Raw genomic sequence first — 16,526 nt, forward strand, 5'->3', positions numbered from 1 at the left:
CAGATGAACGTGCACGACTCGGAGCGGCTGTCCGGGCTGCTGGAGGACGCGGGATACGTCCGCGCGGCCGAAGGGGAGACGCCGGACGTCGTCGTGTTCAACACCTGCGCCGTACGCGAGAACGCCGACAACCGGCTCTACGGCAACCTGGGCCACCTGCGGCCGATCAAGATGGCCCGCGAGGGCATGCAGATCGCGGTCGGCGGGTGTCTGGCGCAGAAGGACCAGGGCGAGATCGTCCGCCGGGCCCCCTGGGTGGACGTCGTCTTCGGCACCCACAACATCGGGTCGTTGCCGGTGCTGCTGGAGCGGGCCCGGATCGCCGAAGAGGCCCAGGTCGAGATCAAGGAGTCCCTGGAGACCTTCCCCTCCACGCTGCCGAGCCGTCGCGAGTCGGCCTATGCGGCCTGGGTGGCGATCTCGGTCGGGTGCAACAACACCTGCACGTTCTGCATCGTGCCGTCGCTGCGCGGCAAGGAGAAGGACCGCCGTCCCGGCGACATCCTCAGCGAGGTGCGCACGCTGGTCGACCAGGGCGTCCTGGAGATCACCCTGCTCGGCCAGAACGTCAACACCTACGGCGTGGAGTTCGGCGACCGGCTGGCGTTCGGCAAGCTGCTGCGGGCCTGCGGGGACGTCGAGGGCCTGGAGCGGGTCCGCTTCACCTCGCCCCACCCGGCCGCCTTCACCGACGACGTGATCGCCGCCATGGCCGAGACGCCGAACGTGATGCACCAGCTGCACATGCCGCTGCAGTCCGGCTCCGACCGCATCCTCAAGGCCATGCGCCGGTCGTACCGGTCCGAGCGCTACCTCGGGATCATCGAGCGGGTCCGGGCAGCGATGCCGGACGCCGCGATCTCGACCGACATCATCGTGGGCTTCCCCGGCGAGACCGAGGAGGACTTCCAGCAGACCCTCGACGTCGTGCGGCAGTCGCGCTTCGCCAACGCGTTCACGTTCCAGTACTCCATCCGCCCCGGCACCCCGGCCGCGACCATGGACGACCAGGTGCCCAAGGCCGTCGTGCAGGAGCGGTACGAGCGCCTGGTCGCCCTCCAGGAGGAGATCTCCTGGGAGGAGAACAAGAAGCAGGTCGGGCGCACCCTGGAGGTGCTGATCGCCGAGGGCGAGGGCCGCAAGGACGACGCCACCCACCGCCTGTCCGGCCGCGCGGCCGACAACCGCCTCGTCCACCTCTCCGCCGCCGATGCCGCCGCCGACGCCGTCCGGGTGACATGGTCACGGTCGAGGTGACCTACGCCGCGCCGCACCACCTGGTGGCCGACAAGGTCCTTTCCGTACGGCGGACCCGCGCGGGCGACGCGTGGGAGGCACGGCAGGCCGCCCCCGCAGCGGGGCAGCGCGGTGAACCTGGGGGATGCCCACCATCGGCCGTCCCGCTCCGCTCCCCGCGGAGCCGTCCGCCTGCTCGCCCGTCTGACGCACGGAGCCCCGCGACGGCCGGGTCACCGGGCGAGGCGGCGCAGGACCTCGTAGCAGTAGGCGCGCCGCAGGTCGTCGTCGAACCGCAGGCAGGGGTCCTGGATCCGGGTGCGCGCCGCGCCGTCCACCCCGGTGGGGGGCGCGGCCGTGCTGCGCGTGCCCGAGTCCCGGGCGGCCGAACTCGTGGTCGAGGTGTCCCGGGCCGCCGTGTCCTTGGACGCGGAGTCCTTGGACGCGGCGTCCTTGGCCGTTTTCGCCGCGTTCCTGGCGGCCGTGCTCCCGGCCGCCGAGTCGCCGGTCGCAGGGCCCCGTACGGCCGGCTTGGCGGTGCCCGGGGAAGCGATCCGGGTGGGTCGCGGCCGGTGCGCCTCCCTCGTCCTGGCGAGGCCTGTCGCACCGCTGGAGTCGCTTCCGCCGCGCCGCGCCGGCGAGACCGGTGAGGGCGGCCGGGACCGGGTGGAGGGGTTCGCCGTCCGGGCATGGCGACCGGGCAACCGCGACGCTTCGGCCTCGTGACCGGGCGGCAGCGCACCGCGTCGGCTCGCCGGCTGCTCTGAGGTGGGTTGCCGCGGGGCGGTCGCCGGCGAGAAGAAGGGGCCGGCAGCGGGAAATCCCGGCGCCGGACGTGCCGGTGCGGCCCGAGCGCCCAGATCGGCGGCCACCGGCCGGGCGGCGGAGGGCACGGGGTCCCGCGCGGGCAGGACGGCCAGGACGACGCCGAGCCCGGCGATCGCGGTCACACCGATCACGCCCGTGAGGGCGAGGACGGGATGACCGTCGCGCCGGTGCCGTGGAGTGGGGGAGAAATCCGGCAAGGTCGTGTTCTTCCGTGCGGCGGTCGGTTGTTTCCGATTTCTCAGTCTGCCCGCCGCGTACGAATTCCCGCGGTGGTTCTGTCAATTGCCGGGAACTCCAAATGCGCCACCCGGACATTATTTAGAGAAATGTCCTGAATAGTGCCGTGATGATAACGCGATATTTGTGCTAAAAGGTGTGTTCGTCATCGCGGCCCGCAGGACGCGCGGGGAGGTCCGTCTGACGGTGGAGAGGCCCGATGAGCAGGAGGAGGCCGGCCAGCGCGACGCCGCCCGCCGTCAGCCACATCGTCGGTCCCGCGCCGAGCGTGTCCCCGAGCGCCCCCGCGGCGAGCGCGCCCGCCGGGATGGCGCCGAAGTTCAGGAACTGCATGCTGACGACCACCCGGCCGAGCAGGTGGGAGGGCACGTACGCCTGCCGGAAGCCACCCCTGATGACGTTTCCGGCGACGACGCCCGCGGTGACCACGGAGCCTCCCAGCACCACGAGCGACAGTCTCCAGCCCTGTGCCGCGAGAGGAGTGAGCAGCGCGAACGGCGCGGTGCAGAGCTGGCACAGCACCAGGGCGCGGGCCGTGCCGAAGCGTCGCGACAGCCGGGTGGCGGCGAACGCGCCGAGCATCCCTCCCGCGCTGCCCGCCGCCACCAGGTAACCCACCGCGCCGGGGGCGACGTGGACGACGCGGACGAGGAAGACGACCAGGATCGTCTGATACCCGGTGAGGGCGAGGTTGGTGACCGCGCCGGCGACGGTGAGCACCCGCAGGTAGGGGTCCCGGCCGACGAACCGCAGTCCCTCGCCGATCTCCCGGCGTAGCCGGGCGGTGCCAGGCGGCCCGGCGATACCAGAGGCCCCATAGGTCACAGGCGCCCCCGCCTCGCGGCGTTCGTCGCCGCCCTCCCGGGCGCGGATTCCGAGCAGGCAGGCGGCGGAGACCAGGAAGCTCACGGCGTCTGCCAGCAGTCCCGTGACCGCGGCGGACGCCTGTGTGATCAGCCCCGCCAGGCCCGGGCCGGCCACGGTCGCCGCCGAGTCGGTGCCCAGGAGCTTGGCGTTGCCGCGAGGTCACCAGCAGCCACGGCAGCCAGGAGGCGGCGGCGAGCGCGCCGACCAGCAGCGGGCTCGCGTCCAGGGCCGAGACCGCGACCAGGGGGAGCGCCACGGCGCTGATCGTGCTGCCCAGCCTGCTGGTGGTCTGCCCGATCCAGATCAGGCGGAAGTCGCGGTGGTGGAGCAGCCCGCGCTGGGCGGGGCGTTCGGCCGTGGCCGTGCTCATGGCCGGGCCGGGACGCCGTGGGCGAAGACGAACACCGTCTCGCGCCGCTGCCCGTCGTCGGGGATCTCCCGGCCGGCCCACCGCTGGAACACGGCCGACAGCTCGCGGGACACCTCGGCCAGCTCATCCGGGGTCAGTCGCAGCCACTTGTCCATGGAGAACGCGCTGTCGTCCCAGACCTCCTGCTCCGCCTCGGGCGCGGCGTACCAGGCCTCTTGCGGAAATCTTGTTGCACGTCTGGCCCGGGCCGAGCGCCTAGCATCGGCGGTGTGTCCGTTCGTGAACTCGTCGTCCTCGGCACCTCGAGCGCGGTGCCCACCCGTCACCGCAACCACAACGGTTACCTGCTGCGCTGGGACGGCGAGGGGTTCCTGTTCGACCCGGGGGAGGGCACGCAGCGGCAGATGCTGCACGCCGGGGTGAGCGCCCATGACGTCACCTGGATCTGCGTCACCCACTTCCACGGCGACCACTGCCTGGGAGTGCCCGGCGTGGTCCAGCGGATCGCCAGGGACAAGGTGAACCACGAGGTGCGGGCGGCCTACCCCGCGAGCGGCGAGATCTACTGGCGCAGGCTGCGCAACGCGTCGGCGTTCGCCGACACCGACGTGATCACACCCCGCCCGGTCTCCGGCGAGGTGGTCAGCTGGCCGTCGGGCCCCGTGACGCTGACCGCGCGGCCGCTGTCGCACCCCGTCCAGTCGTACGGCTATCGCGTGGACGAGCCGGGCGGGCGCCGCATGCTGCCCGAGGAACTGGCCAGGCGGGGCGTGCGCGGTCCGATGATCGGAGAGCTCCAGCGGAACGGCTCGCTGACGACGCCGGACGGCTCGACGGTCACGCTGGACGAGTGCAGCGCCCCCAGGCCGGGGCAGAGCGCGGCCTTCGTGATGGACACCCGGTTGTGCGACGGGGCGTTCGCCCTCGCCGACGGCGTCGACCTGCTGGTGATCGAGTCGACGTTCCTGTCGGACGAGAGCGCGATGGCCGCGCAGTACGGACACCTGACGGCGGCCCAGGCGGGTCAGATCGCTGCGGCCTGCGGGGTGCGGCGCCTGGTGCTCACGCACTTCTCCGAGCGCTACACGACGGCGGACGAGCCGCGCTTCGTGGACGAGGTGCGCAAGTCCTACGCGGGGGACGTCGTGACGGCGCGCGACCTCATGCGCGTCCCCGTGCCGAAGCGTGGGGACTACCAGGTCCAGCGGGCGACGAAGTAGCCCACGCCGTACGGCGCGTCGTCGTACAGCAGCTCGGAGGCGGCCGGCCGGGGCGCCCCCCGCGCCGCGCCGCCGAGCACCTGGAAGGCCGCCCGGCCCGCGGCCCACAGCTCCCGCGCCTCGTCCGGGTCGAGGCCGAGCAGGCGACCCGTGTCGCCCGAGGCGAGCGCGGCGGCGAGCATCTCGTCGTACGGCACGGCGCCGGGATGGACGTAACCCGGCGCCTTCTCGGTGCGCCTGGCGGAGCCGTCGCCCATGACCAGCAGCGCGACCCGCCGCGCCGACTCCGCCAGGCGGCGGCCCAGGGCGGCGCACTCGGCCGGCGGCGCGTCGAATCCGGCCGCCTCGAACCGCAGTGCGGGCAGGTCGCGTCCGGACGCGTGCGCCCGTTCCAGCAGCCAGCGGCCGAGTCGTCGAGCGACAGGGGCAGGACGGGATCCCCCGGGCCGACCCGGACGTCGGGGCCCACGGGCGCAGCGTCCCCGCGGCGTTCCCCGGGAACGACGCGCCGACGTCCGCGCCGCCGGCCACGGCCAGCACGTCGGGACGGGCGTCCAGGAGCGAGCCGACCGCCGCGGCGCAGGCCGCGCGCAGGTCGTCGAGTTCGGGTGCGGCGGCCCCGGCGACCTGCGGGACGAGCAGCGGAGGATGCGGGCAGACGGCAGCGGCGACCAGCACCCGATCACCCTACCCCGCCCGGTGACGCGCAGAATGGGACGCATGGACAGCAGCACGGTGGCGTTCGCGACCGTACCGACCAGGCTGGGCGACGTGCTGGCCGCCGTCACCGAGGACGGGGTCGCCGCGACGCACTTCCGGGACGACCCCCTGCTCAGGGAGCGCATCGCCGATCGCCTCGGGATGGCCGTCGCCGACGACCCGGCCCGTACGGCCGCCGCCGGGGAGGAGCTGGCGGCGTACTTCCGGGGCGAGCTGAAGGAGTTCCGCGTCCCGGTGGACTGGCGGCTCATGTCGCCGCTGCAGCGGCAGGTCCTCGGCACGCTGTTCGCCACCGTCCCGTACGGCGAGGTGGTGACCTACGGGGAACTGGCGGCGCGGAGCGGCACGGGGGTCCCGGCGCGGGCCATCGGCTCGATCATGGGCGCCAACCCGATCCCGATCATCGTGCCGTGCCACCGGGTCGTCGCGAGCAACGGGCTCGGCGGCTTCAGCGGCGGCGAGGGAGTGGAGTCCAAGCGGTGGCTGCTCACCCTCGAAGGCCACCTGCCGCCCACCCTCGACTGGGACATGTGACCTCCCCGCCGCTGGGACACTGGACGGTGTGGGGCAGCTACCTGTGATCGCCGTCGTGGGCGCGACCGCGGCGGGCAAGTCCGACCTGGCCGTCGAACTCGCGCTCCGCCTGGGCGGCGAGGTGATCAACACCGACTCCATGCAGCTCTACGAGGGCATGGACATCGGCACGGCCAAGCTCTCGGCGCGGGAGCGGCGCGGCGTCCCCCATCACCTGCTGGACATCTGGCCGGTGACGCGGACCGCCAGCGTGGCCGAATACCAACGGCTCGTCCGCCCCTTGATCGAGGACCTGCGCTCCCGCGGCCGGGTGCCCGTGCTGGCGGGCGGCTCCGGGCTCTACGTGCGCGCCGCTATCGACGCCCTGGAGTTCCCCGGGACCGACCCGGACGCGCGGGCCCGGCTGGAGAAGGAGCTCGCCGAGACGGGCCCGGCGCCCCTGTACGAGCGGCTCAAGGGCCTCGACCCGGTGGCCGCCGAGAACATCCTGCCGAGCAACGGCCGCAGGATCGTCCGCGCGCTGGAGGTCATCGAGCTGTCCGGGCGGCCGTTCTCCGCCACGATGCCGTCGTACGACGCGGTCTACGACAGCGTGCAGATCGGCGTCGAGGTGCCGCGGCCGGTCCTCGACGAGCGGATCGAGCGCCGGGTCGCCCTCATGTGGGAGGCCGGGCTGGTGGACGAGGTGCGCGCGCTCGCCGCGCGCGGCCTGGCCGAGGGCAGGACCGCCAGCCGGGCGCTCGGATACGCGCAGGTGCTGCGCTTCCTCGCCGGGGAGTGGACCGAGGAGCAGGCCAGGGAGGAGACGGTGCGGGCCACCCGCAGGTTCGCCCGCCGGCAGGAGTCGTGGTTCCGCCGCGACCCCCGGGTGGTGTGGCTGCCGTTCGACGCGCCCGACCTGGCCGACCGCGCGATCGCCGTGATCACCGGCGCCTCCTAGACTTCTGCCATGCGGTTTGAGAAGGGCCTGCGGTTCGTGAAGGGCCACGGCACCGAGAACGACTTCGTCATCCTGCCGGACGCCGACGCCACGCTGGACCTGTCCGCGGCGGACGTCGTCGCGCTCTGCGACCGGCGCGCGGGCATCGGCGCCGACGGGGTGCTGCGTGTCGTGCCCACCAAGCTCTGCCCCGAGGTGGCCGGGCAGGCGGGCGAGGCCGAGTGGTTCATGGACTACCGCAACGCGGACGGCGGCATTCCCGAGATGTGCGGCAACGGCGTCCGGGTCTTCGCCCGCTACCTCGTGGACGCGGGCCTCGCGGCGCCGGGCGAGTTCGCCGTCGCCACCCGCGGAGGACCCAAGCGCGTACGGCTCGGCGCGACGGGCGACGTGACCGTGGACATGGGCAGGCCGCGGGTGCTGGGGGAGAGCCGCGCGGTCGTCGACGGGCGCGAGTGCCGCGGTGTGAACGTGAACATGGGCAACCCCCACCTGGCGTGCGTCGTGGAGGAGCCGGTGGCCGGGTTCGACCTCGGCCGCGAGCCGGACTTCGACGCGCGGACTACCCCGAGGGCGTGAACGTCGAGATCTTCAACGCCGTGGGCGACCACAAGGTGACCATGCGGGTGCACGAGCGGGGCTCCGGGGAGACGCGCTCGTGCGGCACCGGGGCCGTGGCGACGGCCGTCGCCGCCGCCCACGCCGCCGGGGAGACCACCGGCACCTGGGAGGTCCGGGTGCTCGGCGGCACGGTCACCGTCACGCTGGAGGAGGACACGAGCTACCTGGCCGGGCCCGCCGTCCTCGTCGCCTCGGGGGAGTGGCCCGCCGTCCTCTGATCGTTTCGGAGACTTGCAGAACCTTGTTCTGATCCGCCACCCTGGGTCCGGAGAGTAGACCGAGGAGGGCGCATGGACCCGCGCGACGCGGTGGTGGAGACGAAGGCGGCCGTCGGGGCCCTCGGCGGGGGTTTCATGATCTCCCGGGAGGTCAAGGCGCTGTGCGAGCGCCACGGCCTCGGTCCGCGGGAGATGTACTTCCGGGGCAGGTGCGGCGTCCTCGGCGAGGTGGACGCCGACGTCGTGCTCGCGGCGGTCGTCTTCTTCCCGGCCGGGCACGTCAGACAGTCATGGGAGTGCGGGCGCAAGCTCCCGGCCGAGGAGGCCGTCGCGCTCTACGCCGGCGCCTGCCACGACTGGGGACGGCGCAGGCTCGCCGGGCTCGGGAACGCCGACCGGCTGGCGGAGTTGCTCGCCGTCGTCGCCGACGGCGCCGACCCGTTCTGCGCGCCGCTGTTCGCCGGATGGCGGGCCTTGCCGCGGCCCGGCGGCGGACCCGCCCTGGCGGCCCACCTGCTCCACGTCGTACGGGAACTGCGCGGCGCCCGGCACGCGACGGCCGTGGTGGCGCACGGGCTCGACCCGCTGGAGGCCACCCTCGTGGGCGCGGACAACACCGGGACCCCGGTCCCGTACGACCGCAGCTCCGACGTCGCCCGTTTCCTCGCCTGGCCCGAGCCCTATCCCGAGCCGTCGGCGGAGGCGGAGCAGCGCAGGGCCGGGGCGGAGGAGCTGACCGACGACCTCGTCGCCCGCGCGTACGCGGCGCTCGGCCCGGCGGAGCTCGCGGAACTCTGCGACCTGCTCAAGGAGGCGTCCCAGGCGGCCCGGGCGCGCTGACGCGCCCGTACACCCGAGGCCGCGTGCTGTTTGGGTCATGGTCGGCGACCTGGCAGACTGACTGCTCATGGACGTGGACATCTGGGCCTGGGTCGGTGGCACCCAGCGTGAACTGCACGAGGCGGGCAACACGGGGCTGGCCATGGCGCTGGGTGACGTGCCCGCGCAGGCGCTGGAGGGCCGTTTCGCCCAGCTCGACGTCGTGGCGCCGGCGATCGCGCAGCACGCCGAGACGCTGGAGAAGCCGTGGCTGGAGTTCTTCGCGCGCTACTGGCACCTGCTGGGGCGGGTGGGCGACCGGGCGATCGGCGCGGCCGCGCTCGACGACGCCGTCGCGCTGGCGGACTTCGCCGAGCGTGACGACGTCAGCGACTGTCCCGCCGCCCCCGGCGCCGTCGAGGTCCTGGCGATGGCCCAGGCCAACACCGACGGCCCCGGCTACGCCGAGACCCGGCTGGCCGCCCTCGGCGCGGCCCTCGACGGTGTCGGCCCGGACTCCCTCGCCTTCTCCGGCCTGGCCACGCAGTACGTCGCGGCCCTGATCGACGCGGGCCAGGCGGCCGAGGCCGTCGCGTACGCCGAGGCGGCGGTCGAGCGCCTGCGCGGCGAGGGACGCGAGGCGAGCTGGGAGCTGGGCGCCGCCTCCGCGCGGGCCCTGCTCGCCGCCGGACGCCCGGACGACGCCCTGACCGCGCTCGACGCCTCGACGGGCTTCAAGCCGGACGACCCGGTCGCGAAGGGCCGCCGCGAGAGCCTGCTCAGGTCGCAGGTGCTGGCCACGCTCGGCCGTCTGGAGGAGGCCGTCGACGCGCTGCCCGACCTCGACGTGGTGGGCGACCACGCGCGCGAATGGGTGGAGTGGGCGCGCACGTCCGCATGCTCACCGCGGGCGGCTCGATCGCCAACACCTGGCAGCTCGGCCGCATCCTGCGCCAGTGGATCGCCTACTTCGAGAGCGTGGGCGGCCACCGCGCCAGGTTCGAGCTCGCGCTGACCGCCGGGCACCTGGCCGTCGCCCGGCAGGGCCTCTGGCAGGCCCGCCTGCTGGCCGACTACGCCGAGGCCGTGATCGCCGACCTCCGTGTCAGCGAGGGGCTGGCCGAGCGGGTGGCCGAGCTGCGCGCCGCGGCCGACGCCGCCAAGGAGCTGCCCCCGCCCGGCCCCCGCGACGAGCTGGTGGCCTACTTCGACGCCGCCGACGGCCGCACGGCCGATCCCGAGCGCTGGGTGGGCTGGCTGTGGCCGCTGTCCGGCACCGATCTCGAGGCCACCCGCGCCACACCACGACGCTCGGGTTCCTCGGCTACGCCCCGGTGGGCGCCGACATCTACTGGAAGACGATCGTCGAGGACGGCGACCCGGCCGCCGCCGGCGACGAGGACATCTCCTACCTCACCGGCCTGCTCATCGAGGCCCGGCAGGACGAGCGGGTGGAGACCCTGGCGGGACGGCTGCCGGAGACCCGCTCGCACCTCGCGCTCGCCCGGCTCCACCGCGCGCGCGAGCGCTGGGAGCAGACGGCGGCCGAGGCCGAGCAGGCGGTCGCCCACGAGGGCGGGCTGGAGGCGCGCCGCCTGTGGTCGGGCGCCGCCCAGCAGCTCGGCGACAACGCCAAGGCGGCCGAGATCCTCAAGCCGCTGCTCGAGTCCGAAGAGGGCGAGGAGGAGGACGTCTGGCGGCTCATCGTCCTGTCCACCGCCGTGGAGGACTGGGCGACCGTGCGCGCCGCGGGCGCCAAGCTCGGCATGCCGATCGAGCCGGGAGAGGGCCCGATCGAGGAGGAGTGGCACCTGGTCCGGGTGATCCTCCCGGCCCCCGACGGCAGCCAGCGGGAGGTGCTCGCCGTACGGACCGGCCCGGCCACCGCGCGCCTGGCGATCCCGCAGCCGCGCGGCATGGAATACAACGCGGGCGACGTCGTCGTGATCGACCCCCGGCCGCTGGAGCCGATCCCGGAGGACGAGCAGGAGCGGGAGAGCTTCGTCATCCCGTTCGCCGGCGTGACGATGCTGCGCCCGGGCGGCTACACGAGCTGGTTCTTCGACGGCGCGGCGCCGTCCGAGGACGAGTGGGCCGAGTTCAACGAGGTCCTCGCCGAGCGCGGCTGGCCGATGTGGGTCTACAGCGACGAGAACTACCGCGTCACGCACCCGGCCACCGGTGAGCAGCTTCCCGGCGTGTTCGGCTGGATCGCGATCCCGCCCACCGTGCGGCCGGCGGAGCTGGACGCCGTTCTCGACGACGTCACCGAGCAGTGGTCCCACCCGCTGGCGTGGCTCGACCTCGCCCGCGAGGTCGGCATCGAGGCCGAGCGGCACGAGCGGATCTCCAAGGAGTACGGCCTCTGATCCGCCTGCCCGTCGCCCTGGCGAAACCCTGCTCTAGAGTCGGGTTCGATTCTTGAGCGAGGAGGCGGTGTGATCCTGGACCGGTTCCGTCTTGACGGCAAGGTGGCCATCGTGACGGGGGCCTCGTCGGGGCTCGGCGGTCGCCTTCGCCAAGGGCCTGGCGGAGGCGGGCGCCGACGTGGTGATCGGGGCCCGCCGTCCCGAGGGCCTGGAGCGGACCCGGCGGCTGGTCGAGGAGACCGGCCGCCGCTGCCTCGCGGTCCCGACCGACGTGTCGGTCCCCGAGGAGTGCCAGGCCCTCGTCGACGCGGCCATGGGCGAGTTCGGCCGCGTCGACGTCCTGGTCAACAACGCGGGCGTCGGCACGGCCGTGCCCGCCCTGCGGGAGACGCCCGGCGAGTTCCGCCGCGTGCTCGACGTCAACCTGAACGGCACCTACTGGATGGCCCAGGCCTGCGCCCGGGTCATGCGGCCGGGGTCGTCGATCGTCAACATCGGCAGCGTGCTCGGCGAGACCACGGCCGGCCTGCCGCAGGCGGCCTACAGCGCGTCGAAGGCCGCGGTCGTCGGACTCACCCGCGACCTCGCCCAGCAGTGGACCTCGCGCCGGGGAATCCGGGTCAACTGCCTGGAGCCGGGCTTCTTCGACTCCGAGATGACCGCGCAGTATCCCGACGGCTACCTCGACCGCATGCGGGAGCAGCGGGTCCTGATGAAGCGCTCGGGCGACCCGGAGGAACTCGTCGCCGCCGCCGTCTTCCTCGCCTCCGACGCCGGTTCGTACGTCACCGGGGCGGTGCTCCCGGTCGACGGAGGCATTCTCGCCACCTGATCCCGGCCCTCCCGGTGCCGCCTCGCCTCTCCGGAGGCCGGTCTTCACGCCTCGCCGCCGCGCCCTCACTGCCCGGTACGACGTATGGGGCGAAAGATCACCGGACGGTCACGATATGGAGATTGAGTGGCATTTTTCACCATAAGAGGGGCAGCAGGGCCCTAGCCTCAGACCTGTTGTCAAAACAGGATCCGTGTTGCGCCTAGCGCAACGCCTGTGCGTGTGCCCTGAGGAGTCGTTGGCCCCCCGCTCTTCATTCACGGCGTGCGAGCGGCAGCCCTCGCGCCGTGCTTTGGCGTTTCCGGGCGTCCACGCCGCCTCGCGGGCGAGCGCCAAGTGAGGGGAATCAGAGTGGGCACAGCCGCGATCGACGTTCGCGGGCTCTGGAAGATCTTCGGTCCCAAGGCCGACCGGATCATCGGCAGCCCCGACGCCGACCTTGAGCCCGCGCAACTGCGGGCGAAGACGGGGTGCACCGCCGCCGTCAGGGACGTCAGCTTCGAGGTACGGCCCGGCGAGGTCTTCGTCGTCATGGGTCTGTCGGGCAGCGGCAAGTCGACGCTGGTGCGGTGTCTCACCCGGCTGATCGAGCCGACGGCGGGCGAGTTGCGCATCGACGGTCAGGACGTGCGCGCGATGTCGGCCAAGCAGTTGCGGGAGCTTCGCCGCCACCGGGTGAGCATGGTCTTCCAGCACTTCGGGCTGCTGCCGCACCGCAAGGTCGTGGACAACGTCGGCTACGGCCTGGAGATCCAGGGCGTCGGGAAGGCCGAGCGGCACGAGAAGGCCCGGAGCATCCTGTCGCTGGTCGGGCTGGAGGGCCACGAGGACTCCTATCCCGAGCAGTTGTCGGGCGGCATGCAGCAGCGTGTGGGGCTGGCCCGGGCCCTCGCCGTCGACCCCGAGGTGCTGCTGTTCGACGAGCCGTTCAGCGCGCTCGACCCGCTGATCCGCCGCGACATGCAGGCCGAGGTCATCCGGCTGCACCGCGAGGTCGGCAAGACCATGGTCTTCATCACCCACGACCTGTCCGAGGCGCTCAAGCTCGGCGAGCGCATCGCGATCATGCGGGCGGGCGCGATCGTGCAGGTGGGCACCCCCGAGGAGCTGGTCGGCGCGCCCGCAGACGACTACGTGGCCGACTTCGTGCGGGACGTTCCCAGGGCGCAGGTGCTGTCGCTGCGCTGGATCTCCCGCGCCCCCGAGCCGGACGAGCCGCTCGACGGTCCCGAACTCCCCGCCGACACCGTGATCCACGACGCGGTCCCGGCCGCGATGGCCTCCGACCGGCCCATCCGGGTCGTCGCGGACGGCGAACTGGTCGGCGTGGTCAGCCGCGTCGATCTCCTCGGCGCGGTACGCCCCCAGCCCGCGCCCGTGGTCGTCGCCGCCCCGATCGAGCAGTCCGCCGAAAAGCCCGTTGAGGAGCCTGCCGAGGAGCCTGCCGAGGAGCCCGCCGCCTCTGCTGAGGAAGCCGCCGAGGAGCCGGTCGACGAACCTGCCGGGGAGTCCTCCGGCTCGGAGGAGACCGGCGGCTCGGAGGAGTCCGGTGGGGACGAGCCCGTCGCCTCCGGGGAGGCCGGCGAGGAGGAGCCGTCCGGCGAGGACGCCGCCGGCGAAGACGCTCAGGAGGAGCAGCCCGGCGAGGACGCTCAGGAGGAGCAGCCGGCGCGGGACGAGGGCGACACCTCCGCGACCGCCGAGGCGAGGACGCGCGGGGGCGCGGCGGTCGCTCCGCCGGCGCCTCCGGGGAGGCGTAAGTGGTGAGCGCGCCTGTGCAGGCGGCCCCGCCGGTGCCGGCTCCGGCGCGGGTCCGGCGCCTGCCGCGATGGGTCGCGCCGGTCGCCGGAGTGGTCGTGGGGGTGGCCCTCTACGTGGCCTTCCGCGGCAAGGCCGTGCTGCCGCACGACGACGACGCCACCCTGTTCCACTGGCTCAACGACGCCCGCGACTGGGTGGACGCCAACCGCAACAGCAACCCGATCTTCCTGTACGTCGTCAACTACATCCGCCTGGGTGCGGCGGAGGTCTTCGCGCTGATCCAGGGCGCCCTGGTCGCGCTGGGGTGGCCCGGGCTCATCGGCCTGGCCGCCGGCCTCGGCTGGCTCGCGGGCGGCTGGCGGATCGCGCTCGTCTCGCTCGTGGGCTTCGGCGGCCTCGGCGTGCTCGGGTTCTGGGAGGCGAGCGTCGAGACGCTCGCGCTGACGCTGTCCGCGGTGGTGCTGTCGCTGCTGTTCGGCATCCCGCTGGGGATCTGGGCCGGCCGCTCGCCCCGGGTCCGGCGGATCGTGACGCCGGTGCTCGACGTCATGCAGATCATGCCGACGTTCTCGTACCTGTCGCCGATGGTGCTGCTGTTCCTCATCGGGTCGGCGTCGTCGACGATCGCGACGATGATCTACGCGATGCCGCCCGCCATCAGGATCACCGCGCTGGCCATCGAGCGGGTCTCCGGCGTGACGGTGGAGGCGTCGGAGTCGCTCGGCGCCACGCGCTGGCAGACGCTGCGCAAGGTCCGCCTGCCGCTGGCGCTGAACACGATCATGCTGGGCGTCAACCAGACGATCGCCGCGGCTCTGTCGATGGTGCCGTTGACGGCGCTGATCGCGGCGCCGGGCCTCGGCGAGGACCTGATCCGGGCGCTCGCCCGGGTCAACGTGGGCGCCGCGCTGGTGCCCGGGATCGCGATCGTGCTGATCGCCATCGTGCTCGACCGCATGACGCGGGCGGCGGCGCAGCGGCGCGAGGGCGGGGCCCGGGCGCGGGGTGTCCGCTGGGGGCGGCTTCGCCGTCCTCACGGCCGCCGGGCTCGCCCTGACCCCCGTGCTGGCGCAGGAGTTCCCCGAGCAGTGGCAGGTGCAGATCATCCGGCCGATCAACGACGTGGCCGACTGGATCGAGGCGCACTGGTACACCTTCACCGGCTTCCTCAACGACACCGTCGCGTACGGCTTGCTCAACCCCCTGCAGGACGTGCTGACCAGCGCTCCCTGGTGGCTGGTCACGGCGGCGGTGCTGGTGTTCGCCTGGCGGGTGAGCGGATTGGTGGCCGGTCTGGTCGCCGCCGCCTGCCTTCTGGGCGTCGCCGCGCTCGGCCTGTGGGAGCACGGCATGCAGACGCTGACGATGGTGCTGGTCGGCGCGGTGATCACGATCGCCGCCGGGCTCGCGCTCGGCGTGGCGGCGGCGCGGTCCCGGTGGTTCGCCGCCGTGCTGCGGCCGCTCCTGGACGCCGCGCAGACGATGCCGTCGTTCTCCTACCTGCTGCCCGCCGTGGCCCTGTTCGGCAACGGCCGCTTCACCGCGATCATGGCCGCCTTCATCTACGCGGTGCCGGTGGTCGCGCGCGTGGTCGAGGACGGTCTGCGGGCGGTCCCCGGCACCGTCATGGAGGCGGCGAGGTCGGCGGGCTCCACCGACCGGCAGTTGCTGTGGAAGGTGCAGCTGCCGATGGCCCGCGGCTCGCTGCTCCTGGCGGCGAACCAGGGCATCGTCATGACGCTGGCGATGGTGGTGATCGGCGCGCTGGTCGGCGCAGGGGCCCTCGGATACGACGTCGTGGCCGGATTCGCGCAGCAGGAGGACTACGGCAAGGGCCTCGCCGCCGGCGTCGCCCTGGTCCTCCTCGGAGTCATGCTCGACCGGATCACGCAAGGCGCCAACGGGCGCCGCTCTCCCCACAAGAAGAGGAACGCATGAAGAAGTTTGGCCTAATCGCAGGGGTCCTCGTTCTCGGCCTCAGTGCGGCCGCCTGCGGAGGCGCCAAGGTAGAGGACGGCTCCGCGGCGGCGCCGAGCGCGAGCGCCGCGGGCTCCGCGGGCGCGTCCGCGGCGGGCACGGTCAAGATGGCCATCAACGGCTGGGTCGGCTACGAGGCCAGCGCCGCGGTGGTGTCCTACCTGCTGGAGCACGAGCTCGGCTACAAGGTCGAGAAGGTGACGCTCGCCGAGGAGCCGTCCTGGCAGGGCATGGAGTCGGGCGACGTCGACGTCATCATCGAGAACTGGGGTCACCCGGACCTCAAGAAGAAGTACATCGAGGAGAAGAAGGTCGCCGTCGAGGCGGGCAGCACCGGCAACAAGGGCGTCATCGGCTGGTACGTGCCCGAGTGGATGGTGCAGAAGTACCCCGACATCACCGACTACAAGAACCTGAACAAGTACGCCGACCTGTTCAAGACCTCCGAGTCGGACGGCAAGGGCCAGATGCTGGACGGCGACCCGTCCTTCGTCACCAACGACGAGGCGCTGGTCAAGAACCTCAAGCTCGACTACAAGGTGGTGTACGCGGGCAGCGAGGCCGCGCTGATCAAGGCCGCCAAGCAGGCGACCGAGCAGAAGAAGCCGCTGCTCATGTACTTCTACGAGCCGCAGTGGCTGTTCAACCAGGTCAAGCTGGTGAAGGTCAACCTTCCGGCGTGGGAGGAGGGCTGCGACAGCGACCCCAAGAAGGTCGCCTGCGACTACCCGCCGTACGACCTCGACAAGATCGTGAGCAAGAAGTTCGCCGACACCGGCGGCAAGGCGTACGAGCTGGTCAAGGCCTTCCAGTGGACGAACGACGACCAGAACGCGGTCGCCGACGACATCACCAACAACGGCATGTCGGCCGAGGACGCGGCCAAGAAGTGGGTGGAGGCCAACACCGCCAAGTGGCAGGCCTGGATGCCCAAGTGATCTGAGGATCACGACCTCCGCGCGCCGTCCGGGCGTGAG

Annotated in this window: 13 protein-coding genes and 5 pseudogenes; 13 read left to right on the forward strand and 5 right to left on the reverse strand. The window is 72.9% G+C overall.

What is annotated here, in order from left to right; genetic code table 11:
* Nucleotides 1–3: 3 nt before the first annotated feature.
* A pseudogene (gene miaB / locus B1L11_RS00285) lies at nucleotides 4–1,444 on the forward strand (tRNA (N6-isopentenyl adenosine(37)-C2)-methylthiotransferase MiaB).
* 25 nt (nucleotides 1,445–1,469) lie between these two features.
* Here the strand turns inward: miaB and B1L11_RS44675 are convergent.
* From B1L11_RS44675 to B1L11_RS44680, 3 genes and pseudogenes are all read right to left on the reverse strand, one after another.
* Nucleotides 1,470–2,195: a hypothetical protein gene (locus B1L11_RS44675; RefSeq protein ID WP_143736790.1), complete on the reverse strand. Its 726-nt coding sequence runs from the start codon at nucleotides 2,193–2,195 to the stop codon at nucleotides 1,470–1,472.
* Between the two features lie 235 nt (nucleotides 2,196–2,430).
* Nucleotides 2,431–3,312 (reverse strand): annotated as a pseudogene (locus tag B1L11_RS00295) (MFS transporter); the annotation flags it as partial.
* A 222-nt stretch (nucleotides 3,313–3,534) separates the two neighbouring features.
* Nucleotides 3,535–3,693, reverse strand: coding sequence for a hypothetical protein (locus B1L11_RS44680; RefSeq protein ID WP_218670811.1), 159 nt, complete (start codon nucleotides 3,691–3,693; stop codon nucleotides 3,535–3,537).
* Between the two features lie 114 nt (nucleotides 3,694–3,807).
* On the opposite strand from B1L11_RS44680, the gene B1L11_RS00300 reads away from it, so the two are divergent.
* A complete protein-coding gene (locus B1L11_RS00300) occupies nucleotides 3,808–4,758 on the forward strand; it encodes a ribonuclease Z (protein WP_079312052.1) in 951 nt (316 codons plus the stop codon).
* Here the strand turns inward: B1L11_RS00300 and B1L11_RS00305 are convergent.
* Complete coding sequence (locus tag B1L11_RS00305; RefSeq protein WP_256862094.1) at nucleotides 4,731–5,480, reverse strand: hypothetical protein; 750 nt, start codon at nucleotides 5,478–5,480, stop codon at nucleotides 4,731–4,733. The genes B1L11_RS00300 and B1L11_RS00305 overlap by 28 nt on opposite strands.
* Between B1L11_RS00305 and B1L11_RS00310 the strand changes: the two genes are divergently transcribed.
* The 8 genes and pseudogenes from B1L11_RS00310 to B1L11_RS00340 all read left to right on the forward strand — a co-directional run.
* Nucleotides 5,479–6,012 (forward strand): methylated-DNA--[protein]-cysteine S-methyltransferase, encoded by a 534-nt coding sequence (locus B1L11_RS00310; protein ID WP_079312055.1) that lies wholly within the window; start codon nucleotides 5,479–5,481, stop codon nucleotides 6,010–6,012. The genes B1L11_RS00305 and B1L11_RS00310 overlap by 2 nt on opposite strands.
* Before the next feature lie 28 nt (nucleotides 6,013–6,040).
* Nucleotides 6,041–6,952: a tRNA (adenosine(37)-N6)-dimethylallyltransferase MiaA gene (gene miaA / locus B1L11_RS00315; protein ID WP_079312058.1), complete on the forward strand. Its 912-nt coding sequence runs from the start codon at nucleotides 6,041–6,043 to the stop codon at nucleotides 6,950–6,952.
* Nucleotides 6,953–6,979: 27 nt separating this feature from the next.
* A pseudogene (gene dapF, locus B1L11_RS00320) lies at nucleotides 6,980–7,791 on the forward strand (diaminopimelate epimerase).
* Nucleotides 7,792–7,863: 72 nt separating this feature from the next.
* Nucleotides 7,864–8,631, forward strand: coding sequence for a hypothetical protein (locus B1L11_RS00325; protein WP_079312060.1), 768 nt, complete (start codon nucleotides 7,864–7,866; stop codon nucleotides 8,629–8,631).
* A gap of 67 nt (nucleotides 8,632–8,698) precedes the next feature.
* Nucleotides 8,699–9,625 carry a tetratricopeptide repeat protein gene (locus B1L11_RS49415; protein WP_256862095.1) on the forward strand — a complete coding sequence of 309 codons (927 nt, stop codon included), beginning with the start codon at nucleotides 8,699–8,701 and terminating at the stop codon, nucleotides 9,623–9,625.
* Nucleotides 9,626–9,869: 244 nt separating this feature from the next.
* Nucleotides 9,870–10,979 carry a hypothetical protein gene (locus B1L11_RS49420; RefSeq protein WP_256862096.1) on the forward strand — a complete coding sequence of 370 codons (1,110 nt, stop codon included), beginning with the start codon at nucleotides 9,870–9,872 and terminating at the stop codon, nucleotides 10,977–10,979.
* A 178-nt stretch (nucleotides 10,980–11,157) separates the two neighbouring features.
* A complete protein-coding gene (locus B1L11_RS00335) occupies nucleotides 11,158–11,811 on the forward strand; it encodes an SDR family NAD(P)-dependent oxidoreductase (RefSeq protein ID WP_256862097.1) in 654 nt (217 codons plus the stop codon).
* A gap of 336 nt (nucleotides 11,812–12,147) precedes the next feature.
* Nucleotides 12,148–13,200 (forward strand): annotated as a pseudogene (locus B1L11_RS00340) (glycine betaine/L-proline ABC transporter ATP-binding protein); the annotation flags it as partial.
* Between the two features lie 613 nt (nucleotides 13,201–13,813).
* On the opposite strand, the gene B1L11_RS49425 reads toward B1L11_RS00340, so the two are convergent.
* Nucleotides 13,814–14,176, reverse strand: coding sequence for a hypothetical protein (locus tag B1L11_RS49425; RefSeq protein ID WP_256862141.1), 363 nt, complete (start codon nucleotides 14,174–14,176; stop codon nucleotides 13,814–13,816).
* Here B1L11_RS49425 and B1L11_RS49430 point away from each other — a divergent pair.
* The 3 genes and pseudogenes from B1L11_RS49430 to B1L11_RS49440 all read left to right on the forward strand — a co-directional run.
* Nucleotides 14,109–14,495 (forward strand): annotated as a pseudogene (locus tag B1L11_RS49430) (ABC transporter permease subunit); the annotation flags it as partial. The gene B1L11_RS49425 and the pseudogene B1L11_RS49430 sit on opposite strands and share 68 nt — an antisense overlap.
* A gap of 82 nt (nucleotides 14,496–14,577) precedes the next feature.
* Nucleotides 14,578–15,510, forward strand: coding sequence for a proline/glycine betaine ABC transporter permease (locus B1L11_RS49435; protein ID WP_256862132.1), 933 nt, complete (start codon nucleotides 14,578–14,580; stop codon nucleotides 15,508–15,510).
* Nucleotides 15,507–16,487, forward strand: coding sequence for an ABC transporter substrate-binding protein (locus tag B1L11_RS49440; protein WP_079312064.1), 981 nt, complete (start codon nucleotides 15,507–15,509; stop codon nucleotides 16,485–16,487). The genes B1L11_RS49435 and B1L11_RS49440 overlap by 4 nt, the downstream gene beginning before the upstream one ends.
* Nucleotides 16,488–16,526: the final 39 nt, after the last annotated feature.

This window comes from Microbispora sp. GKU 823 (assembly GCF_002027145.1).
In the GTDB taxonomy this organism is placed as follows: Bacteria; Actinomycetota; Actinomycetes; order Streptosporangiales; family Streptosporangiaceae; genus Microbispora; species Microbispora siamensis.